At 34.1% G+C, this 24,427-nt stretch carries 24 protein-coding genes and 1 tRNA gene; 12 read left to right on the top strand and 13 right to left on the bottom strand.

Going from position 1 to position 24,427, the window contains the following annotated elements; all coding sequences use genetic code 11:
- Positions 1–27: 27 nt before the first annotated feature.
- The 4 genes from panB to YWA_RS0111650 form a co-directional block, all read right to left on the bottom strand.
- Entirely contained in the window at positions 28–846 is an 819-nt protein-coding gene (gene panB / locus YWA_RS0111635; protein ID WP_022828686.1) for a 3-methyl-2-oxobutanoate hydroxymethyltransferase, read from the bottom strand.
- Between the two features lie 163 nt (positions 847–1,009).
- Positions 1,010–1,642 carry a hypothetical protein gene (locus tag YWA_RS0111640; RefSeq protein WP_022828687.1) on the bottom strand — a complete coding sequence of 211 codons (633 nt, stop codon included), beginning with the start codon at positions 1,640–1,642 and terminating at the stop codon, positions 1,010–1,012.
- Between the two features lie 140 nt (positions 1,643–1,782).
- Positions 1,783–2,310, bottom strand: coding sequence for a hypothetical protein (locus YWA_RS0111645; protein WP_022828688.1), 528 nt, complete (start codon positions 2,308–2,310; stop codon positions 1,783–1,785).
- A gap of 360 nt (positions 2,311–2,670) precedes the next feature.
- Positions 2,671–4,095 (bottom strand): L-serine ammonia-lyase, encoded by a 1,425-nt coding sequence (locus tag YWA_RS0111650; RefSeq protein WP_022828689.1) that lies wholly within the window; start codon positions 4,093–4,095, stop codon positions 2,671–2,673.
- A gap of 336 nt (positions 4,096–4,431) precedes the next feature.
- Here YWA_RS0111650 and YWA_RS0111655 point away from each other — a divergent pair, with 336 nt between their 5' ends.
- The 3 genes from YWA_RS0111655 to YWA_RS0111665 all read left to right on the top strand — a co-directional run bounded on the left by YWA_RS0111655 (position 4,432) and on the right by YWA_RS0111665 (position 6,273).
- Complete coding sequence (locus tag YWA_RS0111655; protein WP_022828690.1) at positions 4,432–4,995, top strand: GNAT family N-acetyltransferase; 564 nt, start codon at positions 4,432–4,434, stop codon at positions 4,993–4,995.
- Positions 4,996–5,186: 191 nt separating this feature from the next.
- Complete coding sequence (locus tag YWA_RS0111660) at positions 5,187–5,426, top strand: hexameric tyrosine-coordinated heme protein (RefSeq protein WP_022828691.1); 240 nt, start codon at positions 5,187–5,189, stop codon at positions 5,424–5,426.
- Positions 5,427–5,544: 118 nt separating this feature from the next.
- Positions 5,545–6,273, top strand: coding sequence for a YoaK family protein (locus tag YWA_RS0111665; RefSeq protein ID WP_022828692.1), 729 nt, complete (start codon positions 5,545–5,547; stop codon positions 6,271–6,273).
- 119 nt (positions 6,274–6,392) lie between these two features.
- Here YWA_RS0111665 and YWA_RS0111670 read toward each other — a convergent pair whose 3' ends face one another.
- The 3 genes from YWA_RS0111670 to YWA_RS0111680 are packed head-to-tail and all read right to left on the bottom strand — an operon-like array spanning position 6,393 to position 8,351.
- The gene (locus YWA_RS0111670) at positions 6,393–7,115 is read right to left on the bottom strand and encodes a tRNA threonylcarbamoyladenosine dehydratase (RefSeq protein WP_022828693.1); all 723 of its coding nucleotides are present in this window, start codon (positions 7,113–7,115) and stop codon (positions 6,393–6,395) included.
- Entirely contained in the window at positions 7,099–7,758 is a 660-nt protein-coding gene (locus YWA_RS0111675; RefSeq protein ID WP_022828694.1) for a TatD family hydrolase, read from the bottom strand. Before YWA_RS0111675 ends, YWA_RS0111670 begins: the two co-directional genes overlap by 17 nt.
- Positions 7,758–8,351 (bottom strand): DUF1684 domain-containing protein, encoded by a 594-nt coding sequence (locus YWA_RS0111680; protein ID WP_022828695.1) that lies wholly within the window; start codon positions 8,349–8,351, stop codon positions 7,758–7,760. The genes YWA_RS0111675 and YWA_RS0111680 overlap by 1 nt, the downstream gene beginning before the upstream one ends.
- A 207-nt stretch (positions 8,352–8,558) precedes the next feature.
- Between YWA_RS0111680 and YWA_RS0111685 the strand changes: the two genes are divergently transcribed.
- The 5 genes from YWA_RS0111685 (at position 8,559) to YWA_RS15420 (ending at position 15,969) form a co-directional block, all read left to right on the top strand.
- Positions 8,559–9,788, top strand: a complete 1,230-nt coding sequence (locus YWA_RS0111685; protein WP_022828696.1) for an MDR family MFS transporter — start codon at positions 8,559–8,561, stop codon at positions 9,786–9,788.
- Between the two features lie 71 nt (positions 9,789–9,859).
- Positions 9,860–10,216 carry a BlaI/MecI/CopY family transcriptional regulator gene (locus YWA_RS0111690; protein WP_022828697.1) on the top strand — a complete coding sequence of 119 codons (357 nt, stop codon included), beginning with the start codon at positions 9,860–9,862 and terminating at the stop codon, positions 10,214–10,216.
- A 4-nt stretch (positions 10,217–10,220) separates the two neighbouring features.
- Positions 10,221–11,840 carry a M56 family metallopeptidase gene (locus tag YWA_RS15055; RefSeq protein ID WP_022828698.1) on the top strand — a complete coding sequence of 540 codons (1,620 nt, stop codon included), beginning with the start codon at positions 10,221–10,223 and terminating at the stop codon, positions 11,838–11,840.
- Positions 11,841–11,965: 125 nt separating this feature from the next.
- On the top strand, positions 11,966–12,868 hold the full coding sequence (locus YWA_RS0111700; protein ID WP_022828699.1) for a retropepsin-like aspartic protease: 903 nt from the start codon (positions 11,966–11,968) through the stop codon (positions 12,866–12,868).
- Positions 12,869–13,113: 245 nt separating this feature from the next.
- Positions 13,114–15,969: a PAS domain S-box protein gene (locus YWA_RS15420; protein WP_157505343.1), complete on the top strand. Its 2,856-nt coding sequence runs from the start codon at positions 13,114–13,116 to the stop codon at positions 15,967–15,969.
- Here the strand turns inward: YWA_RS15420 and YWA_RS0111710 are convergent.
- Both YWA_RS0111710 and YWA_RS0111715 read right to left on the bottom strand, forming a co-directional pair.
- Positions 15,966–16,421, bottom strand: coding sequence for a DUF1801 domain-containing protein (locus YWA_RS0111710; protein ID WP_022828701.1), 456 nt, complete (start codon positions 16,419–16,421; stop codon positions 15,966–15,968). The genes YWA_RS15420 and YWA_RS0111710 overlap by 4 nt on opposite strands.
- Before the next feature lie 10 nt (positions 16,422–16,431).
- Entirely contained in the window at positions 16,432–16,869 is a 438-nt protein-coding gene (locus tag YWA_RS0111715; protein WP_022828702.1) for a DUF6526 family protein, read from the bottom strand.
- Positions 16,870–17,094: 225 nt separating this feature from the next.
- Between YWA_RS0111715 and YWA_RS0111720 the strand changes: the two genes are divergently transcribed.
- The 3 genes from YWA_RS0111720 (at position 17,095) to YWA_RS0111730 (ending at position 20,021) form a co-directional block, all read left to right on the top strand.
- Complete coding sequence (locus YWA_RS0111720; protein WP_026718773.1) at positions 17,095–17,862, top strand: dienelactone hydrolase family protein; 768 nt, start codon at positions 17,095–17,097, stop codon at positions 17,860–17,862.
- A gap of 61 nt (positions 17,863–17,923) precedes the next feature.
- The gene (locus YWA_RS0111725) at positions 17,924–18,985 is read left to right on the top strand and encodes a DUF3667 domain-containing protein (RefSeq protein WP_022828704.1); all 1,062 of its coding nucleotides are present in this window, start codon (positions 17,924–17,926) and stop codon (positions 18,983–18,985) included.
- 1 nt (position 18,986) lies between these two features.
- Positions 18,987–20,021, top strand: coding sequence for a M28 family metallopeptidase (locus YWA_RS0111730; protein WP_022828705.1), 1,035 nt, complete (start codon positions 18,987–18,989; stop codon positions 20,019–20,021).
- Between the two features lie 133 nt (positions 20,022–20,154).
- Here YWA_RS0111730 and YWA_RS0111735 read toward each other — a convergent pair.
- The 4 genes from YWA_RS0111735 to YWA_RS0111750 all read right to left on the bottom strand — a co-directional run bounded on the left by YWA_RS0111735 (position 20,155) and on the right by YWA_RS0111750 (position 22,642).
- A tRNA-His gene (locus YWA_RS0111735) sits at positions 20,155–20,230 on the bottom strand.
- Positions 20,231–20,292: 62 nt separating this feature from the next.
- Positions 20,293–21,009 carry a bacillithiol biosynthesis deacetylase BshB1 gene (gene bshB1, locus YWA_RS0111740; protein WP_022828706.1) on the bottom strand — a complete coding sequence of 239 codons (717 nt, stop codon included), beginning with the start codon at positions 21,007–21,009 and terminating at the stop codon, positions 20,293–20,295.
- Positions 21,010–21,153: 144 nt separating this feature from the next.
- Positions 21,154–22,215 (bottom strand): isochorismate synthase, encoded by a 1,062-nt coding sequence (locus YWA_RS0111745; RefSeq protein ID WP_022828707.1) that lies wholly within the window; start codon positions 22,213–22,215, stop codon positions 21,154–21,156.
- A complete protein-coding gene (locus YWA_RS0111750) occupies positions 22,208–22,642 on the bottom strand; it encodes a PaaI family thioesterase (protein ID WP_026718774.1) in 435 nt (144 codons plus the stop codon). Before YWA_RS0111750 ends, YWA_RS0111745 begins: the two co-directional genes overlap by 8 nt.
- A 153-nt stretch (positions 22,643–22,795) precedes the next feature.
- Between YWA_RS0111750 and YWA_RS0111755 the strand changes: the two genes are divergently transcribed.
- A complete protein-coding gene (locus YWA_RS0111755; protein WP_022828709.1) occupies positions 22,796–24,367 on the top strand; it encodes a hypothetical protein in 1,572 nt (523 codons plus the stop codon).
- Positions 24,368–24,427: the final 60 nt, after the last annotated feature.

A 24,427-nucleotide genomic window follows, 5' to 3' on the forward strand; every position in this document is an offset into this window, starting at 1 on the left:
GTAATTTAATCGATGAGTACGAACTACTTAGTATTGCTCTTTTTCGTTCGGAAAGTCGCTCGATTTTACGTCAGCTACATAATTGCCTATCGCTTTCGTCATTTGGTCAAACATATCCAAATAGCGTCTCAAGAACCTTGGATTAAATTCGTTATTCATCCCTAACATGTCGTGAATCACTAAAACTTGACCGTCTACTCCTCCACCCGCTCCAATACCAATAACGGGAATCGATATACTTTGAGCAACTCTTGTAGCAAGTGCCGCAGGAATTTTTTCTAAAACTAAGGAGAAACAACCGATGCGTTCCAGCATTTTAGCATCTTCTATTAATTTATCTGCTTCTTCCTCTTCTTTCGCACGAACCGTATACGTACCAAATTTATAAATGGATTGTGGCGTTAAACCCAAATGTCCCATTACGGGAATTCCGGCATTTAATATTTTCTTAATTGAATCTTTAATTTCACTTCCACCTTCCATTTTGACTGCATGTCCACCACTTTCCTTCATGATTCGGATGGAAGAACGCAATGCTTCTTTAGGATCTGATTGGTAACTACCAAAAGGTAAATCAACCACTACTAAAGCACGAGAAGTGCCTCGAACTACACCAGAAGCGTGGTAAATCATTTGGTCCAAAGTAATAGGCAATGTAGTTTCATGACCCGCCATCACGTTAGAAGCTGAATCACCCACTAAAATTACATCCACTCCAGCATGATCTACAATTTGGGCCATTGTAAAATCATAGGCCGTCAACATTGAAATTTTCTCACCATTGGCTTTCATTTCAATCAATGATTTGGTCGTAATTCTCTTGTAATCTTTTTTGGCTACAGACATAGTTCTAGTTTAAGGGTGTAAAAATACTAAATTACTTCTTGGAATTAAGGTATTGCCGGAATAAAGAAGCCGCTAACTTATTTTGTAATAAAACGAATTCATAAAATTGGAACTATTTGCAATGTGGAATGAATAATAAGAAAATTAAAAAAGTGCAAAAGCATTATTTCTGCAGCACATAATAACTCCGAATCTCTTCAGCTAAAGCCTTTTGTCGTTCAACTGGGTCTCGAAGATAAAGTCTATGATCCATCACAACATCATATATATTAGTTGGAAAAAGTCGGATTTCATCTGATTTTATTTCTACAGTAAAGCGCCACTTCTCATTGTTTGCAAAAGTCAGAACGTTGATCGGTAAAAAGAATTCTACTCCTCTACCACTAAATTGAGTATGATTTATTTTTTCGATCCTTGTTGCAGTTTTGTCATTTTTCTTAAGATATAAAAACAGTTGTGTTCGTGAAAATTTTATCTTTTCGTAGCGAAAATCTTCTGACTTAAAATTCTTCAAGTACCATGTGCCTATCCATTTTTCTGCTTCTTGCTTTTGATAAATGGGAAGTAATGAGTCTATTTTATTTTTAGATTTTAACTCTAATTCATTGGTGATCTCGAAGCGGCGTACGGCCTCATAATACATTAGGGCTTCCCTACCAAGATTATTTTTTAATGCAAGTTCTGCTTTTTCAAAGTTCTCCCGTTGAAAATCAGTGCTGCTTGATTCTTGACAAAAACCTAGATATGAAATTAGAAGAAATACAATCGTAATGGAAATATTTTGTAGTAATTTCAAATTTGAACTAAATTAGGAATGAGTATAAATCTACTCTTATAGCGAATATAAAGTTTAATGTTGCAAAAGCCTATTTCCAATAGTTTTAAAATCAAAAGGCGCTTTTATATTTTAAATATTAGTGCGTCTGTACTTATATTTTAGGCTTTAAAACTGTAAAATATTTTTCTAAATTCTTCCTTGTAGACATCTTTTTTATTAGCAGTAGTCCACAATAAAATTTTGTAGAACGCTTTTTTACTTTCTACTAATCCTACCCAATAATATATTTCAGTTCCATCTTCAGCACTAGTGTAACTAGCATCAAATTCAGAAAAGTTTAAGTCGCCAATTGTTTTTAAAGTAAATGTTGAAAATTTCTTTGTAGGTTCATCTGTAAGAAAATCACTTCTAAAGGATTCTGTAAACTCTTTTAATGAAGAATAATAATATTCCGATAGCTCTAATTCTTCTTTATTGTCTTCAATGATTATTCCGTAAACATCTTTCACAGCATTTTTAAAATGTATTGCAGCGTCTCCATTTAAACCCGTAGTTCGATTCATATAGGAAGGAACAGTAATCGAAAATGGAATTCCAAATTGAAGTTCTTTTGTATTTTCTTGCGTAAAGCCGTTCGATGAAAAAACAACAGTAAAGAAAATTGAAAAAAGTAGTGTTTTAATCATAGTTAAATTAGTTAGCGATAAATCAGTTTTAATTTGTTATTTGAAGCGTATAGAGGTACCCTTTTTTAAAAATTATAATTTATCAATGTTAAATTATTTGCAAACAAATCTATAAAAAAATATGAAACAACACTATTTACCTCTTTTAAAACAAAGCAGAGATTCCATTTTTTATGAAAAAAAGTGAGATTCATTTGCTAAACAAGATGAAATATATTGGATTCAAAACTATAGTGTTTAGAAATTAATCGATACTATTTCAAAAATCAATTATTATTTACTATGAATTAGTTTTAATTTCAAAAAAACTCCTATTCCAAAAGGAATAGGAATTCTAGATATTTACCAAAAGTTTTTAATTTAACAATCGGCCATGTTGACGCTAATTGCTAAACCACCTTCAGAAGTTTCTTTATATTTTGTATTCATGTCTTGAGCCGTTCTCCACATCGTTGCAATCACTTTATCAAGTGGTACTTTTGCATTTTTGGGATCGGTTTCTAAGGCTAATTCTGCTGCATTAATAGCTTTAATCGCACCCATTGTGTTCCGTTCGATACACGGAATTTGCACTAAACCACCAATTGGATCGCAAGTAAGTCCCAAATGATGTTCCATTGCTATTTCGGCCGCCATCAAGACTTGTTCTGGAGCGCCACCCATCAATTCACATAAAGCTGCCGCAGCCATTGCAGAAGAAACGCCAATTTCGGCTTGACAACCACCCATTGCTGCTGAAATAGTAGCTCCTTTTTTAAACAAACTTCCTATTTCTCCTGCAACTAGCAAGAATTGCTTGATTTCTTTTTCGCCTGCTTGATGATTTTCAATACATAAATAATACATTAAAACAGCAGGAATTACACCAGCACTTCCATTTGTAGGTGCTGTAACCACACGACCTAAAGCAGCATTTACTTCATTAACCGAAAGTGCAAAACAACTTACCCACTTTAAAATCTGACGAAATTTTACTTCCGTATGTCGGATTGATTCTAACCATTCTTGCGGATTGTTATAATTGGCAAGACCAATCAAATTTTGATGCATGTCAAAAGCGCGTCGACGAACATTTAATCCGCCTGGCAAGATACCTTCAGAATGACAACCAATGTACATGCACTCTAACATCGTATCCCAAACACGCATTAATTCCGAATGAATTTCGGGTTCCGTACGCATTGATTTTTCGTTTTCATAAACAATTTCAGAAACGCTCTTGTTTTCTTCCTGCATGTAAACCAATAATTGGTCGGCATTGTCTATTGGAAAAGGAAAAGCACACTTCACTTCCAACTTTTTCTTAGCCGTAGCACGTTCTTCTTTCACTACGAAGCCGCCACCAATGGAGTAAAAAGTGGATTTATATTCCTTTGTATCTGTAAAAGCTGTAAAACTCATTCCATTAGAGTGAAATGGTAAAAACTTTTTATTGAAAATAATATCAGTCGTGGGATTGAATGAAATATTCTTTTTTTCGGCCAAATGCAACTGGTGCGTTTTCTGAATGGACTGAATAATCGTATCAATGTTTTCAATTGGAATGTATTCTGGATCTTGACCTGTCAAACCCAACATTACAGCTAAATCCGTTGCGTGACCGGTTCCCGTCAAGGAAAGTGAACCGTATAAATCGACCACAATTCGATTGGTTTGCTCTAATATATTTTTGGCTTCAAGCTCTGCTAAAAATCGTTCGGCAGCACGCCAAGGTCCAAGTGTGTGTGAACTCGAAGGACCAACACCAATTTTCAACATGTCAAAAACAGAAATGCATTCTTCCATGATTAAGTTTTTTTTTTTACAAATATAGCAGTAAATAATGGGATTCTAAACCTAAGCTCGTCCTATTTCCACAAACCAGAACGCTCTAGAATTCATAAATGAATTGCGAAATTGAGTAAATAAACAAACCGTTTTGATTTTGTTAGAATACAAACACACTACCTATTTTGACATTTTAAATAGCTTTAAAATTTTAGTGAGTTCTAGTTCAAAAATGACTTGAAATAATTGCGTTTTTGAAAATTTTTGTGTCTCCTTTTTAGTGATTATTCGCTACTTTTACAATTAAATAAAACGATTCAAAATTACAAGTTTTAGCAAATAAATCAACGACCTATGATCACTACAAGAATTGCAACAGTAGCCGATATTACACAAATTTTATCTCTTCAAGAATTGTACTTATTTCGCAATTTGAACGAGCAAGAACGACTGGAAGGTTTTGTAACCACTCCATTTACAACCGAACAAATTGAAGAAGCAATTGAACAACGCGGACTTTTTATCGCGCAAAACGAAGATTTAAAAGTGGTCGCTTATGCTTTTGCCGCGAGTTGGACCTATTTTGCACAGTGGGAAATTTTCAATTATATGGTCTCTCGTTTTCCTTCTTTATCTTTTCAAGGAGATGAAATTACTACAGAAAATAGTTTCCAGTACGGTCCAGTTTGTATTGATAAAAAATACCGAGGAACAGGTTTGCTTCCTCTAATTTTTGAAGAAATGAGACTTGAACTTTTAAAGAAATTTCCTATTTCAATTACTTTTATCAATAAGATCAATCCTATTTCTGAAAAAGCACATAAAAAATTGGGATGGGAAATCGTAGATGAATTTGAATTTAACAGTAATTCCTACATCGGATTGGCGTTAGACATGAATAAGTCAGTTTTAAAATAAAGAAAACACAGTTTAAAGTCGAGAAACTTACGCTATTCATTGTGGCTTTTCCTTCGGCTCTTTTTAATTTTTAGTATATTTACGAAGTCAAAGTTTTAAACTTCAAATGTTACTGCGGTTACAATAATAAATGGATTACGGGCATTTGAATTTCTTGTCTAAAAACGAAATACAACTTAAAAAATCACGATATGTCAGAACAAACACAATTAGTACCCAACAATTCTTTGATTACTAAAACGCCCGAAGAAGGACGTCAACTGGCCGTTAAAATGGCGCGACTCATTATAAAAGTGACGCAACCAGATCCTGAAATGAGAGAGAAAATGCGACCAATTTATGCAGAAGATGCAGCCATGTTAATCGCAATTGGACAAACGGTAGCTACCGAATTTGCAACAATTGCTGCTGCAAACAATTATTGGAAGTAAAACGATTTAAATACAATTTAGAGGATTTTGTAATTGCGTAAACCGTAAAAATAAAATCCTCTTTTTATTTTAATAAGTTAGTTTTACCGAAATTTTATACTGATACTATGGCAAAATAATGTTTAGACACCAAGGAAAAACCAGAACTTTAAGCCACAACAAGAAAATTGCATCTTTACTATCATTTGTAGCAGGAATGGTAAATGTAGCAGGTTTCTTGGCAGTTCAACGCCTTACTACGAATGTAACGGGGCATTTCGCATTTTTTGTAGATGAAGTATTCAAGATGAACTTTGGCGAAAGCTTAATTTACTTTTTATACTTTCTGTTTTTCTTCTTGGGTTCGTTTATTTCAAGTTTCTTAATTGAATTCATTCGCCGGAAAAACGAACAGTACATTTATATTATTCCCGCATTAATTGAAATACTAATTTTGTTGACCGTGGGTTTAGGTGGAACTTATTTAATTCTTCACTTTCCCAACATTATTGCTTTTAGTCTTTTGTTTGCCATGGGATTACAAAACGCATTAGTCACAAGAATTTCAGATGCATTGGTCAGAACGACACATTTAACGGGACTTTTCACCGATTTAGGAATTGAATTGTCACAACTTATTTTCTACAAAGAAGAAAAACAGCAAAAGAAACTAAAATCTAGTATTAATGTTCATTTGCGAATTATACTTTTCTTTTTTCTAGGAGGTGTTTTTGCTGGAATTTTATATGCGTATTTCCATCTTTACGTACTCGTTATTCCCGCGACAATGCTTCTCATCGGACTATTTTACGACAGTGCAAAATTTAAAATCTTAAAGTGGAAACGCAAAATGACGTGGACGAAATAGTAAAGGCTGTTTACAACGTAATTTTAAAGAAATAGCTACTAATTAAAGTGATTTCCAATGATTAAATCCTTTTAAATCGTATAAATCAGTAGCAAAAAAATGTTTGCGATAACTAAAAACTAAATTTCTCTCTTCAATAAATACCGAATCGCAGTTTCTGCAGCATATAATCCAAAAAGTCCCGGCATGTAACTGTTCGTGCCGTAAAATGACTTTTTGTAATTCTTTCCGTCCGTGGTTTTTAAACTATTCTCGTCTTGAATTTCAGTCGAAAAAACAACTTTAACACCTTTATCAATTTTTACTTCTTTCAAGCGTTTGCGAATTACGCGTGCAAGAAAACAACTGTTACTCGTACTGATGTCGGCTACTTTTACTTTGGAAGCATCCATTTTTCCACCAGCACCCATGCAACTCACGATTTTCACATGTTTGCGTTTCGCTCCAATAATCAAATTCAACTTTGGTGTAACGCTATCAATGCAATCTAAAACGTAATCAAACTCGTCCGTCACAATTTCAAACGCGCGTTCAGGCGACAAAAATTCTTGAATGCGTGTAAGTTGAAGTTCCGGATTGATGTCCATTAAACGGTCGCCAACTATTGTGATTTTTGGTTGTCCAACTGTCGAATGTAACGCAGGTAATTGGCGGTTGATGTTCGTAATATCCACAACATCGCCGTCCACAATCGTCATTTTTCCAACACCGGCTCTTGCAAGAAATTCGGCAGACCATGAACCAACTCCTCCCATTCCGACAATTAGTACATTCGATTTCTGCAATTTATTCAATCCTTCCTTTTTATATAAAAGTTCGGCGCGTTCAGTCCATTCTGCCATTTTTAAAAACGGTATTAAAATTTTTTGTTACAATTTGCTGCAAAGTTACAACATCTATGTTCTTATATTTCGCTGCCAAATCATATACTTGTTCGATTCCTTCTTCAATAGTATCGGTTTCTAAGAAAAAACGTTCGTTTGCAATACTTGCAAAAACCAATTCTAATTCAGGGTTTTTAATCAAGTATTTTCCAAATGAAATATAAAATCCGTTTTTCAATAGCTGTTCCGCAAGCTCAATACTTTTTGAAAAACCATGAATTACCATTGGAACCGAAATATTTAATTTATATTTTAAGGCAATTAATTCCTGAAAAGCTGCAACACAATGAATGATAACGGGCATTTTATATTTTTCCGCTAATAAAAGTTGGGCTTCAAATACTTCAAGTTGAAATTCAATTGGTGTTTCCCTTCGTTTGTCTAAACCACATTCGCCTAAAGCCAAACAATTTCCAAACTGCAATTTCTCTTCGATAATGGCTAATTCGGCTTTCCAAAAATCGGCGTTGATGTACCAAGGATGAATCCCTATTGAAAAGTAAGGAACATTCTTGTCAAATGAGTTCGGATATTGATTGACAATTTCCAAAACTGATGAATTTTCAGAGCTTTCGTGCGTGTGAATATTAATGAATTTCATTAGTCGTGAAACTTTTTTACACCCGCATTAATTTTCGTGGCTAAATCATTTTCCAAAGGAACAATCGGGCACGAATATCTGTAATTGTAAGCACAATACGGATTATACGCTTGATTAAAATCGATGATTATCGTTTTTGCTTTTGGAATTTCTAAATCAATGTATCGTCCACCAATGTAGGTTTCATTCCCCGACGTCAAATCCGAAAAGGGCAAAAACAAGTGGTTCTTAAAACCCGGTCGTTTCATCAATTCTAAATTTTGATAGACGTTCAATTTGAAATTTTCACCGTTTAAAGTGAATGAAATAACACCATATTTGACATACATTGGAGTGCGTTCTGTAGAAGTTTTCATCGCAAATGCCTTTTCATTCTTCGCTTTTTCAAATTTAGCTTCAACAATGAAATTCGCATCAATTGGAAAAAAATCAAGTGCTTTGAACTCCAATCGGTCTTCATCTGTCAAAGGAGATTTGGTAGCATCTGCAAACTCTTCATTCAATTTTTTTTGAAAGGCTTCTGCCGTCACTTTTTGCTGACCAAAAGAAAGCAGCGAAGTGAAAATAAACAGTGAAACGAGTATTTTTTGCATTGAAATTATTTTTTGTAAAAATAACAAATTTATTTCGGCTTAAAATAGTTTCGCCACGAATTGCACGAATTAACACGAATAAAAATTTGTGCAAATTTGCGTAATTTGTGGTAAAACCAATTCCGCACTTTTCTTTAAAATTTATTTCCAAAAAACAAAATTCCCAAAACTATTTTTTAGAACTTTGCGCCACACAAATTCGTACGAATGTTTCAAAATGCGTTGCGCAACTACATCAATAATTTCAAAGGTTTCTCAAGAGAAATTTGGATTCTAACCCTCATCACGTTCATCAATCGGGCGGGTACGATGGTTTTGCCGTTTTTATCGAAATACCTACGGGAAGATTTACATTTCACCTACAGTCAAGTCGGTTGGATTATGGTTTGCTTTGGACTGGGTTCTATGGCTGGTTCGTGGTTAGGTGGGAAATTATCAGACAAAATTGGTTTCTATAAAATCATGGTTTTCAGTCTTTTTACGAGTGGATTGTTGTTTTTTGCCATTCAATATGTGACGACTTTTTATTCGTTATGCTTCGCTATTTTCGGAATTATGATGATTGCCGATATGTTTCGTCCCGCAATGTATGTCTCATTAGGAACTTATGCCAAACCCGAAAATCGAGCACGCGCTTTTACTTTAGTGCGACTGGCAATCAACTTGGGTTTTGCAGCTGGACCTGCAATGGGAGGACTGATTATCATGAATATGGGTTATCACGGTCTTTTCTGGGTCGACGGAACAGCTTGTATTGTTGCTATTTCTATCTTCGCCATATTGGTGAAAGAAAAGAAAAAACCTGCTTTCGAACAAATTGATTTTGATGAAGCTGTTGTTGTAAAATCAGTTTACAAAGACACCATTTTCTGGATATTCCTATTTGTAAGTTTTGTTTCTGCTTTGTTGTTTTTCCAAATTTTCACAACACTTCCACTTTATCATACGGAGAAATACGGCTTGACTGAATTTCAAACTGGACTTTTAATGACCATGAATGGTTTGCTTATTTTCTTTTTGGAAATGCCAATAGTAAGTACGTTTGAAAGTAAAAACACCTCTAAATTAAAACTGATATTAGTGGGCTGTCTCTTAATGTCATTCAGCTTTTTTGTACTACTGTTTGATACTTTTGCAGGAATTTTAGTCATCAGCATGATATTGATGACTTTTGGCGAAATGTTGATTTTTCCATTTTCCAACTCATTTGCACTTTCAAGAGCGCCAAAAGGGCAAGAAGGCCGATACATGGCATTATTTACGATGAGTTTTAGTTTGGCACATATTGGAAGTTCTAAATCAGGATTAGAACTTATTGAATATTTTGGGTACCGAACCAACTGGGTTGTAATGGGTATTTTGGGACTTCTTGCTACATTGGCTTGCTATTATTTGATACAGCTTTATCAAAAAGAAAAATTAAAACTACATAAATAGTTTAATAACTATAAAAATAGTTTGTAAACTAGAAATATAGTTGTAAGTTTGAATTATCAAATTTTACAACTATGCAAAAGTTAACCAATAAGGAAGAAGAAATCATGCACATTTTATGGACGCTCGAAAAAGCGTTTGTAAAAGAAATTGCTGCAGAAATTACTACAGATAAACCACATTACAATACACTTTCGACGATTGTTCGGAATCTAGAAGAGAAAGGTTATGTATCGCATCATGCCTTTGGAAATACCCATCAGTATTTCCCAATCATTACAAAAGAAGCGTACCGCAAGCCTTTTATGAATACGGCTATTGAGAGTTATTTTAATAATTCCTACAAGAACATGGTTTCTTTTTTTGCCAAAGAAGAGAAAATTACTGCTGAAGAACTCCGCGAAATTATTGACATGATAGAAAAAAAATAATGCTATGGAAAATTTAGTCATCTATTTAATAAAGTCAAGCACACTACTACTCTTCTTTTTTACCACCTATTATTTTCTGTTGAAAAAAGAAACGTTTTTTACGGCGAATCGGTGGTTTTTAATCGTGGGAATCTTTTGTTCGGCACTTTTACCGTTACTTACTTTTCAGAAAATCGTTTGGGTAGAACCGGTAGTTTCAACTGTTCAGCTAATTAATACTGGAACGACATCGAATACAATAACGAATGTAGCGACTCTTGAAGAAAATGCATTTTCATGGGAATTAGTTTTAATCGTGCTTTACGGTTTAGGCGTACTTATTTTTCTTTCAAAATTAATAATCGAGTTTTATTCGCTGAAAAAAGTAATCAGTACAAATAACAAAAGACAATCCGATGGCTTTGAATTTATTGAAGTCAATCATCTGATTACTCCATTTTCATTCTTCAAAAAAATCGTTTACAATCCAAATTTATTTCAAGCCGAAGAATTAGAAAACATCATTGAACACGAAAAGATTCACGCAAAGCAATTGCATAGTGTAGACGTACTAATTGCCAGAATGAATTGTATTTTATTTTGGTGGAATCCATTAGTTTGGCTCTATAAAAAAGCTATGGTTCAGAATTTAGAATTCATAGCCGACCAAAATGCTTTGGCGAAAGCCGTAGATAAAAAATCCTATTTATTGACCTTACTAAAAATAACTACAGCCGAAAATCCTGTAGCCATTACCAATCATTTTTATCAATCATTAATCAAAAAACGAATCGTTATGTTACACAAAAATCAATCAAAAAAGCACCATTCTTGGAAATACTTATTAGTAATTCCTGCATTAGTTTTCTTCATGTTAACGTATCAAATAGAAGTTGTGGCGCAAGAGAAAAAGTCTACTGAAACTATCATTGAGAAAACAACCACAAAGGCTCAAATGACTGTAAGCTCGTCTTCTACAGACGAAGTGATTTATAAAGAAGCTGATTATTTCAAGAAAGAATTTGGAATTCTAATGAAATTTAAAAAGATTTCCCGTAATAAAAAAGGAGAAATAACAAGCCTTTCAGTTACTCTATCCGACAAAAAGGGAAATACGAAAGTGTATGACGTTTCAGAATCAGAAGCAATTAAACCTTTTACCATCTTCGTAAATACAGATGAGAATGGGCAACAGACCTTCGGCTTTGGCGGTACAAAAGAAAATCAGCATTTGAAACAACACTTTGAAGCTGTGGAAAAAAATCAAAAAAATACGGAAAAAGAATCTCAAACATTTAATGAATATCCTGAACTTCCAACGCTTCCAACTCATCCGGTTCCTCCAAATTACCCAACGCCGCCATCGATGCTAAAATTTCCAACTCCACCTGTAGCGCCAACAGTTCCTAACACTGGAAACAATAAAAAAGTGTGGAATAAATTTAACAACGAGATGAAAATCTTTAAAAAAGAAATGGATTCTGAAGCTATTCGGTTATTTGATGAGGAAACAAAGCAGTATATTTTAGAGATTTCAGCATTAAAACCAGAATCTAAAGAATTTTTAGAAAAAATGAAAGAATTCAATGTAGCGATGACAAAATTTAATAAACTCGTAAAAGCAGTACCTGAAAACTCAAATTAACAAAAGAGAATTGACCATTTTACGTAAAAGTCAAAAAAAATATTTATTTGTAAAAATGTCTGATTCGAGAACGTCTTTACACAATTCATAGTTGAATTATCCTTTCAAAATAAAATTACAAAACAATGAAAAACACATATCTATTGCTACTGACTCTTTTTTCAATAAGTCAGTATGCCCAAACCGTCATTTCTATACCTTTCACAGTAGAAAAAAACACGATTTACATCTATGCAAAAATAAATGAGTCCGATAGTTTAAAATTTATTTTTGATACTGGTGCTGATGGAAGTGTAATTAATCAGCTTTCACTTCACAAAGTAAAACTTCACATCGACGGCAAGAGTACAAATATTGGTTCAAACGGTTCCAATGAAGTGGACCACAGTTCTACGAATGAATTGAAGCTTGGAAATCTTACGCAGAAAGAATTATTTTTAACCATCATTCCTTATGAAACCGATTCATTTGACGGCGTTCTTGGAACTGATATTATGCAAAATCACATTATTGAGATTGATTACCACAAACAAATGCTACATTTTTATCCACAAAACGATAAATCCATCAATTACAAAGGTTTTACAAAAATGAAAATGCATTCTGCTAGTTTTTATCCCACTTATGTAAAAAGTGCGTTAGTCATCGACGGTAAAAAATACGCAGGACTTTTTGGGCTTGATACGGGTGCTGATGATGCATTGATAATTACCATACCATTTGCAAAAAAAAATAAATTTGTAAGTAAAATGATAAAGATTGGTGCTGCTAGTTATCAAGGTTCTGATGGTGCTGTAGTAGAATTGCCAATAGTGCTTTGTCCTGAAATTCAATTTGCAAACAAATCATTTTACCGAATTGATACCGCTCTTTCAACTGCGACTGAAGGAATTGACGCGACTGATAAATTGGCTGGTTTTTATGGAAATGCGTTCTTGAAAAAGTTCAATATCATTCTTGATTATAAAAATCAGTTCATTTATTTCAAAGTAAACAAAAACTTATACACGGGATTTTACGAGAAGTAGAAGTCTGTTTTTAATTTCAAGAAAACCATAAGAAATACATGAAATTCATTTTTAGCGAAATACAAATAATACTCAAGCTATTTAAAACCGGATTTATTCCGGTTTTTTTTTATTATCTTTCCTAAATTAAGATAATATTAACAGCCAAAAAACTACAATAACACCATGAGATTATTGTTGTATCTTTATTACTTTTGCAAACCCACTTCGCGATAATAAAAATTACAATTTAATATATTTTCGCTTTGAATAATACCCAATTATCTCGTTCAAGAGTGCTCTCAAAATCAATAACAAGCCCAACGGTTACTGCCGTTTCTTTGGCTATTGTGTTAATTGGCTTATCCGCGTTTTTTATTAATTTGAGGTATGAGTATGCAAAACAACGACACGAATTAGAAATGTCGAATTTGCTAAATTCAGTTCATAAAAATTTAGAGCAAACCCTCAAAGCTTCGTACAACAGTAATCTGGCATTGGGAATGACCATAAACGACAATGGAATTCCAGAAAACTTTGAAAGTGTGGCCGCTGATATCATTCAATTAAATCCCATAATTGACATCATTGAGCTCGTACCAAATGGCGTAATCAAATATGTCTATCCCACGAAGAACAACGAAAAAGCGATTGATTATGATATTCTAAAAAATCCCGCGATTGCATCTGAAGCCAAACGAGCTATTGAAAGAAAGGCAGTATACTTTGCTGGTCCTTTTGAATTAAAGCAAGGCGGATTAGCGGTTGCTGGAAGATATCCCATTTACATCAAGGGAAAATTTTGGGGTTTTTCTGCGGTACTGATTCACTTTGATAATTTGATTGCCACAACCGGTATTTACGATTCGACAAACCCCAATTACTACTTTCAATTTTCTAAAGTTAACCAAGAAACCAATGAAGAGCAATTTTTCTTAAGTCAGTCAAGCGATTTAACGGATAAAGTGTATCAAAAAGTATTTATTCCCGATGGCGACTGGAATTTATATGTTGTTGAAAAGCAAAGTAGTAAATATTATATTTCTGAATTATTTCCCTACCTCATACTTTGTTTATTGATTTGCTTACTCTTTCCGTTTTTTATATTTCTTATTTTAAAGAAACCGCGGGATTTGGCAGTTTTAAATTCAATTCAAGCAGAACGAATTCAGCAATCTGATGCAAAATTTCAGGTGATTTTTAACAAGACTTCCATTGCAATTGCACAAATAAATCACAGTGATCAGCGGTTTGTAGAAGTTAATCCACAGTTATGTTCATTGCTTTCCGCCTCAACTTCCAAACTAATCGGAAGGTCTTTTTATGAATTTGTTCATCCGGACGACTTAACGAAATTCAGTACGTATTTAAACACTACAAATTCAATTGTTGTCAAAAATATTTCCATTAGTGTACGATTGAAAACTAGTATGGGCAACTACATTTGGGCACAAATTGTTCCTTCTCATTTGCAAGACGAAGTTGGAGGTAGTAAGACCATTCTACTTGCTATCGAAAATATTTCAGAACGAAAAGAAGCACAAGAGCAGCTAATTCAAAGCGAATTGCAATTTAAAAGTTTATTTCAGGAGTCGCCAATTCCCTTGTGGGAAGAAGATGGGTCTGTTGTAAAAGAGTACTTTTTGAAATTAGATTTAATGCATAAAGACCGAAATTATGTGAAGCAATTTCTCGAAACAAATTCGGAAATTTTGTTTGAAATAATTTCAAAAATCAAAGTGCTTAGTGTGAATGAAGAGTGTTTGAACCTCTATCAGGCTAAAGATAAAAATGAGCTCATTGAGATTTACAATAGTACTATGAAAATATCTCCAACAAAAGCCATTATAGAAATGCTTGTTGATATTAGTCAAGGACTTAAAAAAGGAAATGCACAAGGAATTGTTATTTTTCCAACTGGTAGAGAAATAACGATCGCAATAACCTGGAACATTGTCGCAGGTTATGAAGAAAGTTTTAGTCGTTTTATCATTTCTACGGAGGACATTACTAATGCCATAAAAACACAAAAAATAATCGTTGAATCTGAAAAAAAATTACAATCGATAATCAACTCAATTGAAGGAATTGTTTGGGAATATGACGATGCAACAAAGCGATATCAATTTGTCAGTGCACAAGCAGAACATCTTTTAGGTTATAAGGCAGAGGAATGGTTGACTGTTAATCATTTTTGGGAAAGCCACATTCACCCCGATGATTTTAAATGGGTGACAGAATATTGCGAAGAAAAAAGCAAACAAGAAAATTCATTCAGTGTTGAATACCGAATGGTTGCGAAAAATGGCACAATCGTTTGGTTTAGAGATATTATAAATGTTTATTTTGAGGAAGGTGGTAAAATTGTTTTAAGAGGTATTATGATCGACATCTCCTTGATCAAAGAAAACGAAAGCGACTTAAAGCAATCGTTAGGAATGGTGACAGAACAGAATAAGCGTCTAATGAACTTTTCATATATCGTGTCACATAATTTACGTTCGCACACAAGTAACATTCAATCCTTAGCGACCTTAATTAAAGAATCAGACGACGACGAAGAACGGCAAAAATTAATTCAACTTGTTGGGACTGTTTCTAACGACTTGAATGAAACCATCATTAATCTAAATGAGGTCATAAACATTCGCAAAAATGTGAACCTCAATATTGAAAGCTTAGTATTAGTTGACTTCGTCTTGAAAACGTTAGACGTTATTAGCGAAGAAATTAGACAAAAAAACATTAAAATAATTGGAGTCATTTCACCAAAAGTAACGGTTCTCTACAACAGAGCCTATTTGCAAAGTATCTTAATCAACATTATTTCTAATGCGGTCCGATACAGCAATAATCGAAATGAAAACCGGTACATAAAATTTAAATTCTACGAAGAAAATGAATTTTCTGTTCTAGAAATTGAGGACAACGGAATTGGAATTAACATGAACCGCCACCGAGATAAAGTTTTTGGCTTATATAAAACGTTCAGCAACAATAAAGATGCAAAAGGAATTGGGCTATTTATAACTAAAAATCAAGTGGAAGCTATGGGTGGCAAAATTGAAATGAGTAGCGAATTACACAAAGGAACCGCTGTTAGAATCTATTTTAAAAATTAATTCTTATACGCTTTTTCGTACGTCGAAATCCATTCTGAAGCGGACATTTTCGAACACAATTCTCCTATTAATAAATAAGGTATTTGATCAAGTTTCTTAAATCGAATGCAACTTTTACCCATATCCAACTTTGCTTTACAATGTTTTGGATATTCATTTTGAAACCATTCTTGAAGAGAAGGATTTGCATAAATTCCCATGTGGTATAAATTGATGGAATTTTTCTGTGCAGCAATACTCATAAATGGCAACGGAAGCTTGGGATTACAATGGTAACCCGAAGGATAAATAGAATGCGGCACCACAAATCCGACCATTCCATAAGACATTTCTTCACTGAAACCGGAAGGCAAACTTTTTAAAATTACACTTCGCAATTGCATAAAATGTTCTTTTTTTTCTGTTGAAATTGCCTCGATATAATTTTGAATTTCTTTTTCTTTTGCTAACATACTCTGATAGTTAAACGCGGCTGTGATCAGGAAACCAATTTACAATACTTTTTTTAATGGCAGTTCCATTTAGTTTTTCAGCAACAGCTTTTTGAACTAATAATGGCAATTCTTCATCAGGTGCAAATCGAAGTGCAAAAATCTGACCGTCATTTAACAAGTTCTCCATAGGTTCAAAACGAGTTCCCGTGATCACGAAATAACGGTATCTCAATTCTAAACGCACAATTCTATTTTGCAAAACCAAGGCATAATGTTGGCGAAGCATAAAAGCTAACCAACCGATTACAAAAACGATTATACTCATAAAAATCCACAACGATCGATTCAGTTCGTCCATTACGGCACTGCGAATTGCAAACGCCAAAAGGAACATAATCACCGGATAAAAAACAAAATGATGTGGTGGATAAAAGCGAATGTGATTTTTATAATTTTGAATAGCCATACTTATTTGATTTTGAATTGAAATTTCTACTGTAAAAATAGCTTTATTTTTTTGCTTTGAATTCCATGCTGCAAAAAATAATAGAAATTCTAAAAACAGTGGCAGAAAATAAATATTCGCTACGCTTAAAAATTTACAAATTGTTAAACGTTTTTATTTATTACTTTTAAAGTCTTACTAAGCAATTTCTCAAAATCTTAAATTGGACCTTTAAATTAAAACAGTATGAAAGTAACAATCATCTTAGTCCTTACACTTTTCACAATGCAATTTACCCAAGCTCAATTAAATCCAGTCTCTTACTCAGATGGAAATCAAAAATTAAATGGTTTTGGAATTCAACCAAAAGTATCTTCAACAAACAAACCAGGAATTTTAATTCTACCCGCTTGGAAAGGAATTGATTCCCATTCAAAAGACGTGGCTCAACAATTATCCGACTTAAATTACACGGCTTTCATTGCCGATATTTATGGTGAAGGCAATTATCCTACGAACACGCAAGAAGCAGGAAAACAAGCAGGGTACTATAAAACCAACTTTTTAGAGTACCAAAAAAGAATCAGTTTGGCACTGGCCCAATTAATAAAATTAGGCGCGAATCCCGATAACATAGTAGTTATAGGTTATTGTTTCGGCGGAACTGGCGTTTTAGAAGCAGCACGTTCTAACATGAATTTTAAAGGAGTCGTTTCTTTCCACGGCGGTTTAGAAAAAGACGTGACGCGATTTATAACTCCCATAAATACTAAAGTTTTAGTCCTTCACGGTGCCGATGATCCATATGTTTCTCAGCAATCAATTATTGATTTTCAAAATGAAATGCGTAATGCAAAAGCAGATTGGCAAATGATTTATTACGCAAATGCAGTGCACGCTTTTACCGAAATTGGCGCTGGAACCGATAATTCAAAAGGTGCGGCTTACAATGAAAAAGCAGACAAGCGTTCTTGGGAACACATGAAATTATTTTTAAATGCTGTTTTGAACTAATGTGTTAATTGATTAATAATTTTTGTAGTTTTAAGCACTTTATATTAATGATTAACATTTCATGGGAAAAAGCCACATCAGAAAAGATAAAACGTGTTTAAATTGCCATCATGTTGTTGAAAAACGATTTTGTGGAAATTGTGGCCAAGAAAATATTGAAACGCGAAAAACATTTCACCACTTATTTGTGCACTTTTTTGAGGATTTGACCCATTATGAAAATGCATTTTGGAAAACGATTCGCAACCTATTATTTAAACCATCTTCACTCTCCACGGAATATTTATCCGGAAAGAGGATGTCTTACTTGGCTCCCGTTCGACTGTATATTTTTATAAGTTTTATAACTTTTCTTTTAATAGCGATTCTTCCGTCAAAACCTGAAATAGTCAAAGCAAATGTTTCCGATAAAGTAATCGACACAATTGTAATTTCAGATCAAACACTGAAAGATCAAGAACAACTCAAAAAATTATTACAAAAAAGTGGTTTAAGTAAAACCGAAAAAAAAGTAATTGAAGCTAAAATTTTTAAAAATTTTGGCACCACAAAATCCACTTTAACGATTGGATTTAAATCGGTGGAAGAGTTTGATTCTATTCATAAGTACGGGAACGAAAAGGATAAAGTGCCTGTTATTTTTCGCAAATATTTACGAAAATCCATAGAGAACAGTGAGAAATTCACACTTGAAGAAATGAAAGAAAAATTAAGCGAGTCCATCTTGCATAATTTTCCAAAAGTTCTACTTATTTACATGCCTATTTTCGCATTTTTTCTGTGGCTGCTGCACAATAAGAAAAAGTGGTATTATTTTGATCACGGTATTTTTACTTTGCATTATTTTTCCTTTCTGCTATTAATTTCACTGCTTCTATTCTTACTAAGAACAATTTTTGATGTTTTTGGCTCAAATGAGGTACTGTCATTTATTCATTCGGCAATTACCGTTCTTGCGGTAGGTTGGATGATTTACTATTTTTTTCCCGCACACCATCGGTTTTATGGTAACTCTCGATTCGTGTCATTTGTTAAAAGCATCGTGCTGCTTTTCATAAATTTAATAATAATGACCGTTTTATTTCTATCCTTATTTATATACAGCTATATAACTTTACATTAAAATGAAGAAAATTATATTTTTAATTGGTACTACACTACTGTTTGCTTGTGGCCAACCAAAATCACAGCCCACACAAGTTAAAACGAGTACAACCGTCGACTTGACAAAATACCTCAATACCATTACTTCAGCAGAATTAGAAAAACACCTTTATATTGTCGCTGCAGATTCGATGCAAGGCCGCGATACAGGAAGCGAAGGTCAGAAAAAAGCAGGTCGCTATTTAATTGCCGAATATGAAAAAATGGAGATTTCTTTTCCAAAAGGAGCTTCTTCTTTTTACCAAAAAGTCCCTGCTGCATTTATGAAACGAAGTTACAGCCCAACACCTAGTGACTCTGAAAACATTTGGACCTTTATTGAAGGAAGTGAAAAGCCGGAAGAAATTTTGGTCATTTCAGCCCATTATGACCACGTGGGAACAAAAAACGGCGAAATCTATAATGGTGCGGACGACGACGGTTCAGGAACGGTTGCTTTACTGGAAATCGCTCAAGCATTTAAGAAAGCAAAAGACGATGGCTTTGGGCCAAAACGTTCCATCTTGTTTTTACACGTTACCGCTGAAGAAAAGGGTTTGCACGGTTCGCGGTATTATTCTGAGAATCCTTTGTTTCCCTTAAAAAATACGATTGCTAATATAAATATTGACATGATCGGACGCCGTGATTTGTTGCATAAAGAAACAAACAACTATGTTTATGTAATTGGCTCAGATCGATTATCCAGTGATTTACACAAAATTAACGAAGAGGCTAACGCCAAGTTTACTAAATTAGACCTTGATTATAAATACAACGACAAGAACGATCCAGAGCGAATTTACTACCGTTCCGATCATTACAATTTTGCGAAAAATGGAATTCCTTCCATTTTCTATTTCAACGGAACGCACGATGATTACCACTTACCAGGCGATACGCCAGATAAAATTGAGTACGATGCTTTAGCAAAAAGAGCACAACTTGCTTTTGCGACCGCGTGGGAATTAGCCAATAGAGTAGAACGACCTGTGGTCGATAAAGATGGAAAATAAATGCAATTGCATTCAAAGTGAAAACCAGTAAGCGATTACTGGTTTTTTTTATGGTTTAATTCAAAACCTATATTAATTTAAATAAAGAGCAGGCATAAAAAAAGCCTTAGATTTCTCTAAGGCTTCAAAAAATGGGTGAAAGACGGGGCTCGAACCCGCGACCCTCGGTACCACAAACCGATGCTCTAACCAACTGAGCTACAATCACCATGTTTATTCGAGTGCAAATATACTGCAAAACTTCATTCTTGCAAATCTTTTTTTCAAAAAATTAGATCAAATCTGTTAAACTGTTGACCGCCAAATATCTTTCAACCGTAAATCCTTCGCCAAAATCAGTTCCAATCAATCTTCCGAGGTCTTGAGCCCGATAATTGACGCTTTCCAAGAAGTTTTTAGTAGCAATCGGTGTCACCGGTTCATTAGTATCGGGATTAAAAAACTGCGAATCATAAGCCATAATCGCCTCCACTTTCTTGTTCTCAAAACCAGTAATATCGACTACAAAATCAGGTTTTAAATCCTTCCATTGAATGTAATGGTAAACCACTTTTGGTCGCCAAGCTTCTTGTGCTTGATCGTTGTGTTTGGTTTCAATTCTGCGTAAGCCTGATAAAAAGCAAGCATCAGAAACCAAGCTGCTTCCTTTTCCGTGGTCAATATGCCGGTCGTCAATAGCGTTACACAGAACGATTTCGGGTTGGTATTTCCGAATCATTTCAATAATTTGCAATTGATGTGCTTCATCATTCTTGAAAAAACCATCGCGCATTCTTAAATTTTCCCGAACGGAAACGCCGAGGATCTTAGCCGCTTTTTCTGCTTCTTTATCTCGAATTTCAGCAGAACCACGTGTTCCTAATTCACCACGCGTTAAATCGACAATTCCTACTTTCTTTCCCAATTGTATTTCTTTGGCAATCGTTCCGCCACAACCTAATTCTACATCGTCTGGATGTGCACCAAAGGCTAAAATATCTAATTTCATAATATGTGTTTTATATAATGTCTAAAAGAGTAAAAAAACAATAAACAATCAAAAAAAGGTTTAGTTTTAAATTTATATCTATCGAATTTAAGTCGTATAACCACTCAATATTTTTATCTCTATGTCTCTATGTCTTTACGTCTTTCAATCTAAAATCCTCTTCATCGTCATTGCTTTATTCGCGGTTTCGAAATATTCTTTTTCCGGATTGCTCTCTTTCGTGATTCCGCAACCTATGTATAAATGGATTTTACTTTGCTGTATTTCCATGCAACGCAAATTCACAAATAAATTCGAATCTTTATTTTCATTCTTCAATAAATTGCCATTTAATTCACCTAAAAAACCAGCGTAAAACTTCCGTTCGTATCCTTCATTTTTCAAAATAAAATCCTTCGCTACTTCTTTTGGAAGTCCGCAAACTGCTGGTGTTGGATGCAAGACTTTTAAAACTTTTTTCAAATCAAAATCCGATTTAAAAATGCCATTTATAGTTGTTTTTAAATGAACCACGTTTCCTGCTTGAAACGTAAAAGGCTGTGTTTGACGCAAAGATTGAGCTTCTGCTGCAAGTTTACCCAAAATAAAATCAGTCACAAATTGCTGTTCCTGCTTTTCCTTTTGTTGCCAAACCGCTTCCGAATTCGCATCGTATTTTTGTGTACCAGCTAAAGCAACCGTTTCAAATTTTGAATTTTCAACTTTCAACAATTGTTCTGGAGTCGCACCGAACCACATTCCGACTTCAGGATGAAACCAGCAATACCGAAACGCGTTTGGATACGTTGAAAGCATATTTTGATACACTTCTAAAAATGAAAAATTCTTTTGTTTTAAAGTTTCCTGCCGGGAAAGAACTACTTTTTCTAACACTTGTTCTTCAATTGCTTTGATTCCTTTTTGAACTAAGTTTTCAAAAGCTTCTTTTCCATCTTCTGAAATTTTTAATTCTTCTGTGTGAAATAAATTATCGCTTACTTCATACTTCTGATTCAAAATCTCGGATTCATTGTAAGGAAATATAATCGCTTGACTTCCCTTAAAATCGGCAAAGACAAATCCTTTTTCAGATAAATCGGTACTTTCGTACAAATTAATATTCTGCTGAAATATACCAATTACTTGAGTAGAATTTGGCTTTGCATAAAGTACAAAAGGCAAATTTTCTTTAAAATGACCGGCCGCTTTTTGAAAAATATTAAGCATTTCGCTCGCGTTTTGGCAAAATCATGTTGGTCAATTTACAGATTGAAATCAAATTATCGTTCTCATCTGTGATTCTAATTTCCCACAAGTGAATGCTTCTGCCTTCGTGAATTATTTTAGCGGTTGCATAAACAATTCCATTTCGTTTGCTTTTTACATGATTCGCAGAAATTTCAATTCCACGAACTTCTTGCTTTTCAGGATTTATAAAAATCATTGAAGCCGCACTTCCAACGCTTTCTGCTAGCGCCACTGTCGCACCACCATGCAACAATCCCATCGGTTGATGCACTCTTGAATTCACAGGCATTTTAGCTTTTAGAAAATCAGGTCCTGCGTCAATATATTCAATTTCTAACGTTTCCATCAACGTGTTTTTGGAGAAATCCCGACACAATTTTAAAATTTGTTCTTTATCAAAACTCATAGTTAAATCTATTTTCCACAAAAATAAGGTTTTTGCTTCCGCCAAAATTTAAAAAAAACCTAAAATCAACAATAATTGAGTACTTTCTGCGATATAATTGAATTCCGATTTTAATACCACAAATTTTATTATTTTTACCAAAATTCCACTTTTATGCGCTATCTAGTTTTATTGGGTTTCTTAGGATTATTATTGGGAATGAGTTCTTGTAGAACCGATTTCGATTTCGCAGAAAGTACGGGTGAACTACGTTTTTCAAGAGATACGGTTTACCTCGACACCGTTTTTACAAATATTGGCTCGAGCACCTATATGCTGAAAGTCTACAATAAAAGTGTTTCTAATATCAGCATTCCATCCATTGGTTTTGCAAAAGGAGCTGCTTCAAAATACCGCATGACAGTTGATGGAATGGCTGAAAATGCTACTAAATCTTTCAGTAACGTTGAACTTTTAGCAAAAGACAGTTTGTTTATTTTCATAGAAACAACTGTGAATGTCGCTGATGCCAATCCAACCGATTTCCTTTATACCGACCAAATTCTTTTTGGAGCGGGAAGCAACCAACAAACAGTGGAATTAGTAACCTTAATTCAAGATGCGTATTTTATTTTCCCTAACAAAGTGGATGGTGTGAAAGAAGTGGTAGATTTTGGTTTCGACGTTGAAGGAAATACTACACAAGTTATTGGTCGGAATTTACAAGAAAACCATCCAGACAATGGCAATGAATATATTTGGAACAGCACAAAGCCTTACGTAGTTTATGGTTACGCAGCAGTTCCTGAGGGGAAAATTTTAACCGTCAATCCCGGTGCTCGAATTCATTTTCACAAAGATTCTGGAATTATTGTGCAGGAAGGCGGTACATTAAATATTGCGGGAGAAACTTCATTGACAGAAGCACTCGAAAAAGAAGTGGTTTTTGAAGGCGACCGCTTAGAACCTAATTTTGCTGAAACGCCGGGACAATGGGGATTCATCTATTTGCGTCAAGGAAGTAAAAACCACTCGATTAATCATTTGACTTTGAAAAATGCGACAATCGGAATTTATGCTGAAAATAATTTTGGAACACCACTTTCGATTGAAAATACGCAAATTTACAATTCTTCAGTCGTAGGAATTTTAGGCAGATTTGCTAGAATTGATGGTTTCAACGTGGTGATTAACTCAAGAACACGTGGCGTCGGAGCTTTAGCTTGTACGTTTGGTGGTACTTATAATTTCACCCATTGTACGTTTAATAATCAAAGTTCAAGTTCCACTCAATATGCAGTTATTATTGACAATTACTATTTGGATTCCAATAACGTACCGGTTGCTTTCGACCTGACAGCTGCTAATTTCACCAACTGTATTATTTATGGTTCGAATAGTCGACAATTTGTATTGAGTAAAAACGACAGCAAAACCTTTAATTATAAGTTTACCAATTGTCTCTTAAAATTCAACAATTCAGATCCGATATTCAACGGCAATGAACTCTATAATTTTGAAAATTCGGCGTTGTATTCAAATTGCATCATTGCAAAGAATAGCTTCGATTTTAAAGCTGATTTCTTAAATGCTGCTGAAAATAAATTACAAATTGGAGCGGATTCTGCTGCAAAAGGAACGGCTGATTTTACTTTTTCAAACGGAACAAACGATATTTTAGGATTACTACGAAGCAATCCATCTGATATGGGAGCTTATAATTTTATTGTTTTTCCAACAGAATAAAAATCGGAATCAATATACTTTAATTATTTGATTAAAAGTTAATTACAAGCATTATGCAAT

The sequence above is a fragment of the Flavobacterium antarcticum DSM 19726 genome (assembly GCF_000419685.1).
GTDB classification, from domain to species: Bacteria; Bacteroidota; Bacteroidia; order Flavobacteriales; family Flavobacteriaceae; genus Flavobacterium; species Flavobacterium antarcticum.

What these genes read in the sequence shown, in the direction of transcription:
- panB (WP_022828686.1), bottom strand. Translation starts at nt 846, where the DNA reads ATGTCTGTAGCCAAAAAAGATTACAAGAGAATTACGACCAAATCATTG.
- YWA_RS0111645 (WP_022828688.1), bottom strand. Translation starts at nt 2,310, where the DNA reads ATGATTAAAACACTACTTTTTTCAATTTTCTTTACTGTTGTTTTTTCA.
- YWA_RS0111650 (WP_022828689.1), bottom strand. Translation starts at nt 4,095, where the DNA reads ATGGAAGAATGCATTTCTGTTTTTGACATGTTGAAAATTGGTGTTGGT.
- YWA_RS0111655 (WP_022828690.1), top strand. Translation starts at nt 4,432, where the DNA reads ATGATCACTACAAGAATTGCAACAGTAGCCGATATTACACAAATTTTA.
- YWA_RS0111660 (WP_022828691.1), top strand. Translation starts at nt 5,187, where the DNA reads ATGTCAGAACAAACACAATTAGTACCCAACAATTCTTTGATTACTAAA.
- YWA_RS0111665 (WP_022828692.1), top strand. Translation starts at nt 5,545, where the DNA reads ATGTTTAGACACCAAGGAAAAACCAGAACTTTAAGCCACAACAAGAAA.
- YWA_RS0111670 (WP_022828693.1), bottom strand. Translation starts at nt 7,115, where the DNA reads ATGGCAGAATGGACTGAACGCGCCGAACTTTTATATAAAAAGGAAGGA.
- YWA_RS0111675 (WP_022828694.1), bottom strand. Translation starts at nt 7,758, where the DNA reads ATGAAATTCATTAATATTCACACGCACGAAAGCTCTGAAAATTCATCA.
- YWA_RS0111680 (WP_022828695.1), bottom strand. Translation starts at nt 8,351, where the DNA reads ATGCAAAAAATACTCGTTTCACTGTTTATTTTCACTTCGCTGCTTTCT.
- YWA_RS0111685 (WP_022828696.1), top strand. Translation starts at nt 8,559, where the DNA reads ATGTTTCAAAATGCGTTGCGCAACTACATCAATAATTTCAAAGGTTTC.
- YWA_RS0111690 (WP_022828697.1), top strand. Translation starts at nt 9,860, where the DNA reads ATGCAAAAGTTAACCAATAAGGAAGAAGAAATCATGCACATTTTATGG.
- YWA_RS15055 (WP_022828698.1), top strand. Translation starts at nt 10,221, where the DNA reads ATGGAAAATTTAGTCATCTATTTAATAAAGTCAAGCACACTACTACTC.
- YWA_RS0111700 (WP_022828699.1), top strand. Translation starts at nt 11,966, where the DNA reads ATGAAAAACACATATCTATTGCTACTGACTCTTTTTTCAATAAGTCAG.
- YWA_RS0111710 (WP_022828701.1), bottom strand. Translation starts at nt 16,421, where the DNA reads ATGTTAGCAAAAGAAAAAGAAATTCAAAATTATATCGAGGCAATTTCA.
- YWA_RS0111715 (WP_022828702.1), bottom strand. Translation starts at nt 16,869, where the DNA reads ATGGCTATTCAAAATTATAAAAATCACATTCGCTTTTATCCACCACAT.
- YWA_RS0111720 (WP_026718773.1), top strand. Translation starts at nt 17,095, where the DNA reads ATGAAAGTAACAATCATCTTAGTCCTTACACTTTTCACAATGCAATTT.
- YWA_RS0111725 (WP_022828704.1), top strand. Translation starts at nt 17,924, where the DNA reads ATGGGAAAAAGCCACATCAGAAAAGATAAAACGTGTTTAAATTGCCAT.
- YWA_RS0111730 (WP_022828705.1), top strand. Translation starts at nt 18,987, where the DNA reads ATGAAGAAAATTATATTTTTAATTGGTACTACACTACTGTTTGCTTGT.
- bshB1 (WP_022828706.1), bottom strand. Translation starts at nt 21,009, where the DNA reads ATGAAATTAGATATTTTAGCCTTTGGTGCACATCCAGACGATGTAGAA.
- YWA_RS0111745 (WP_022828707.1), bottom strand. Translation starts at nt 22,215, where the DNA reads ATGCTTAATATTTTTCAAAAAGCGGCCGGTCATTTTAAAGAAAATTTG.
- YWA_RS0111750 (WP_026718774.1), bottom strand. Translation starts at nt 22,642, where the DNA reads ATGAGTTTTGATAAAGAACAAATTTTAAAATTGTGTCGGGATTTCTCC.
- YWA_RS0111755 (WP_022828709.1), top strand. Translation starts at nt 22,796, where the DNA reads ATGCGCTATCTAGTTTTATTGGGTTTCTTAGGATTATTATTGGGAATG.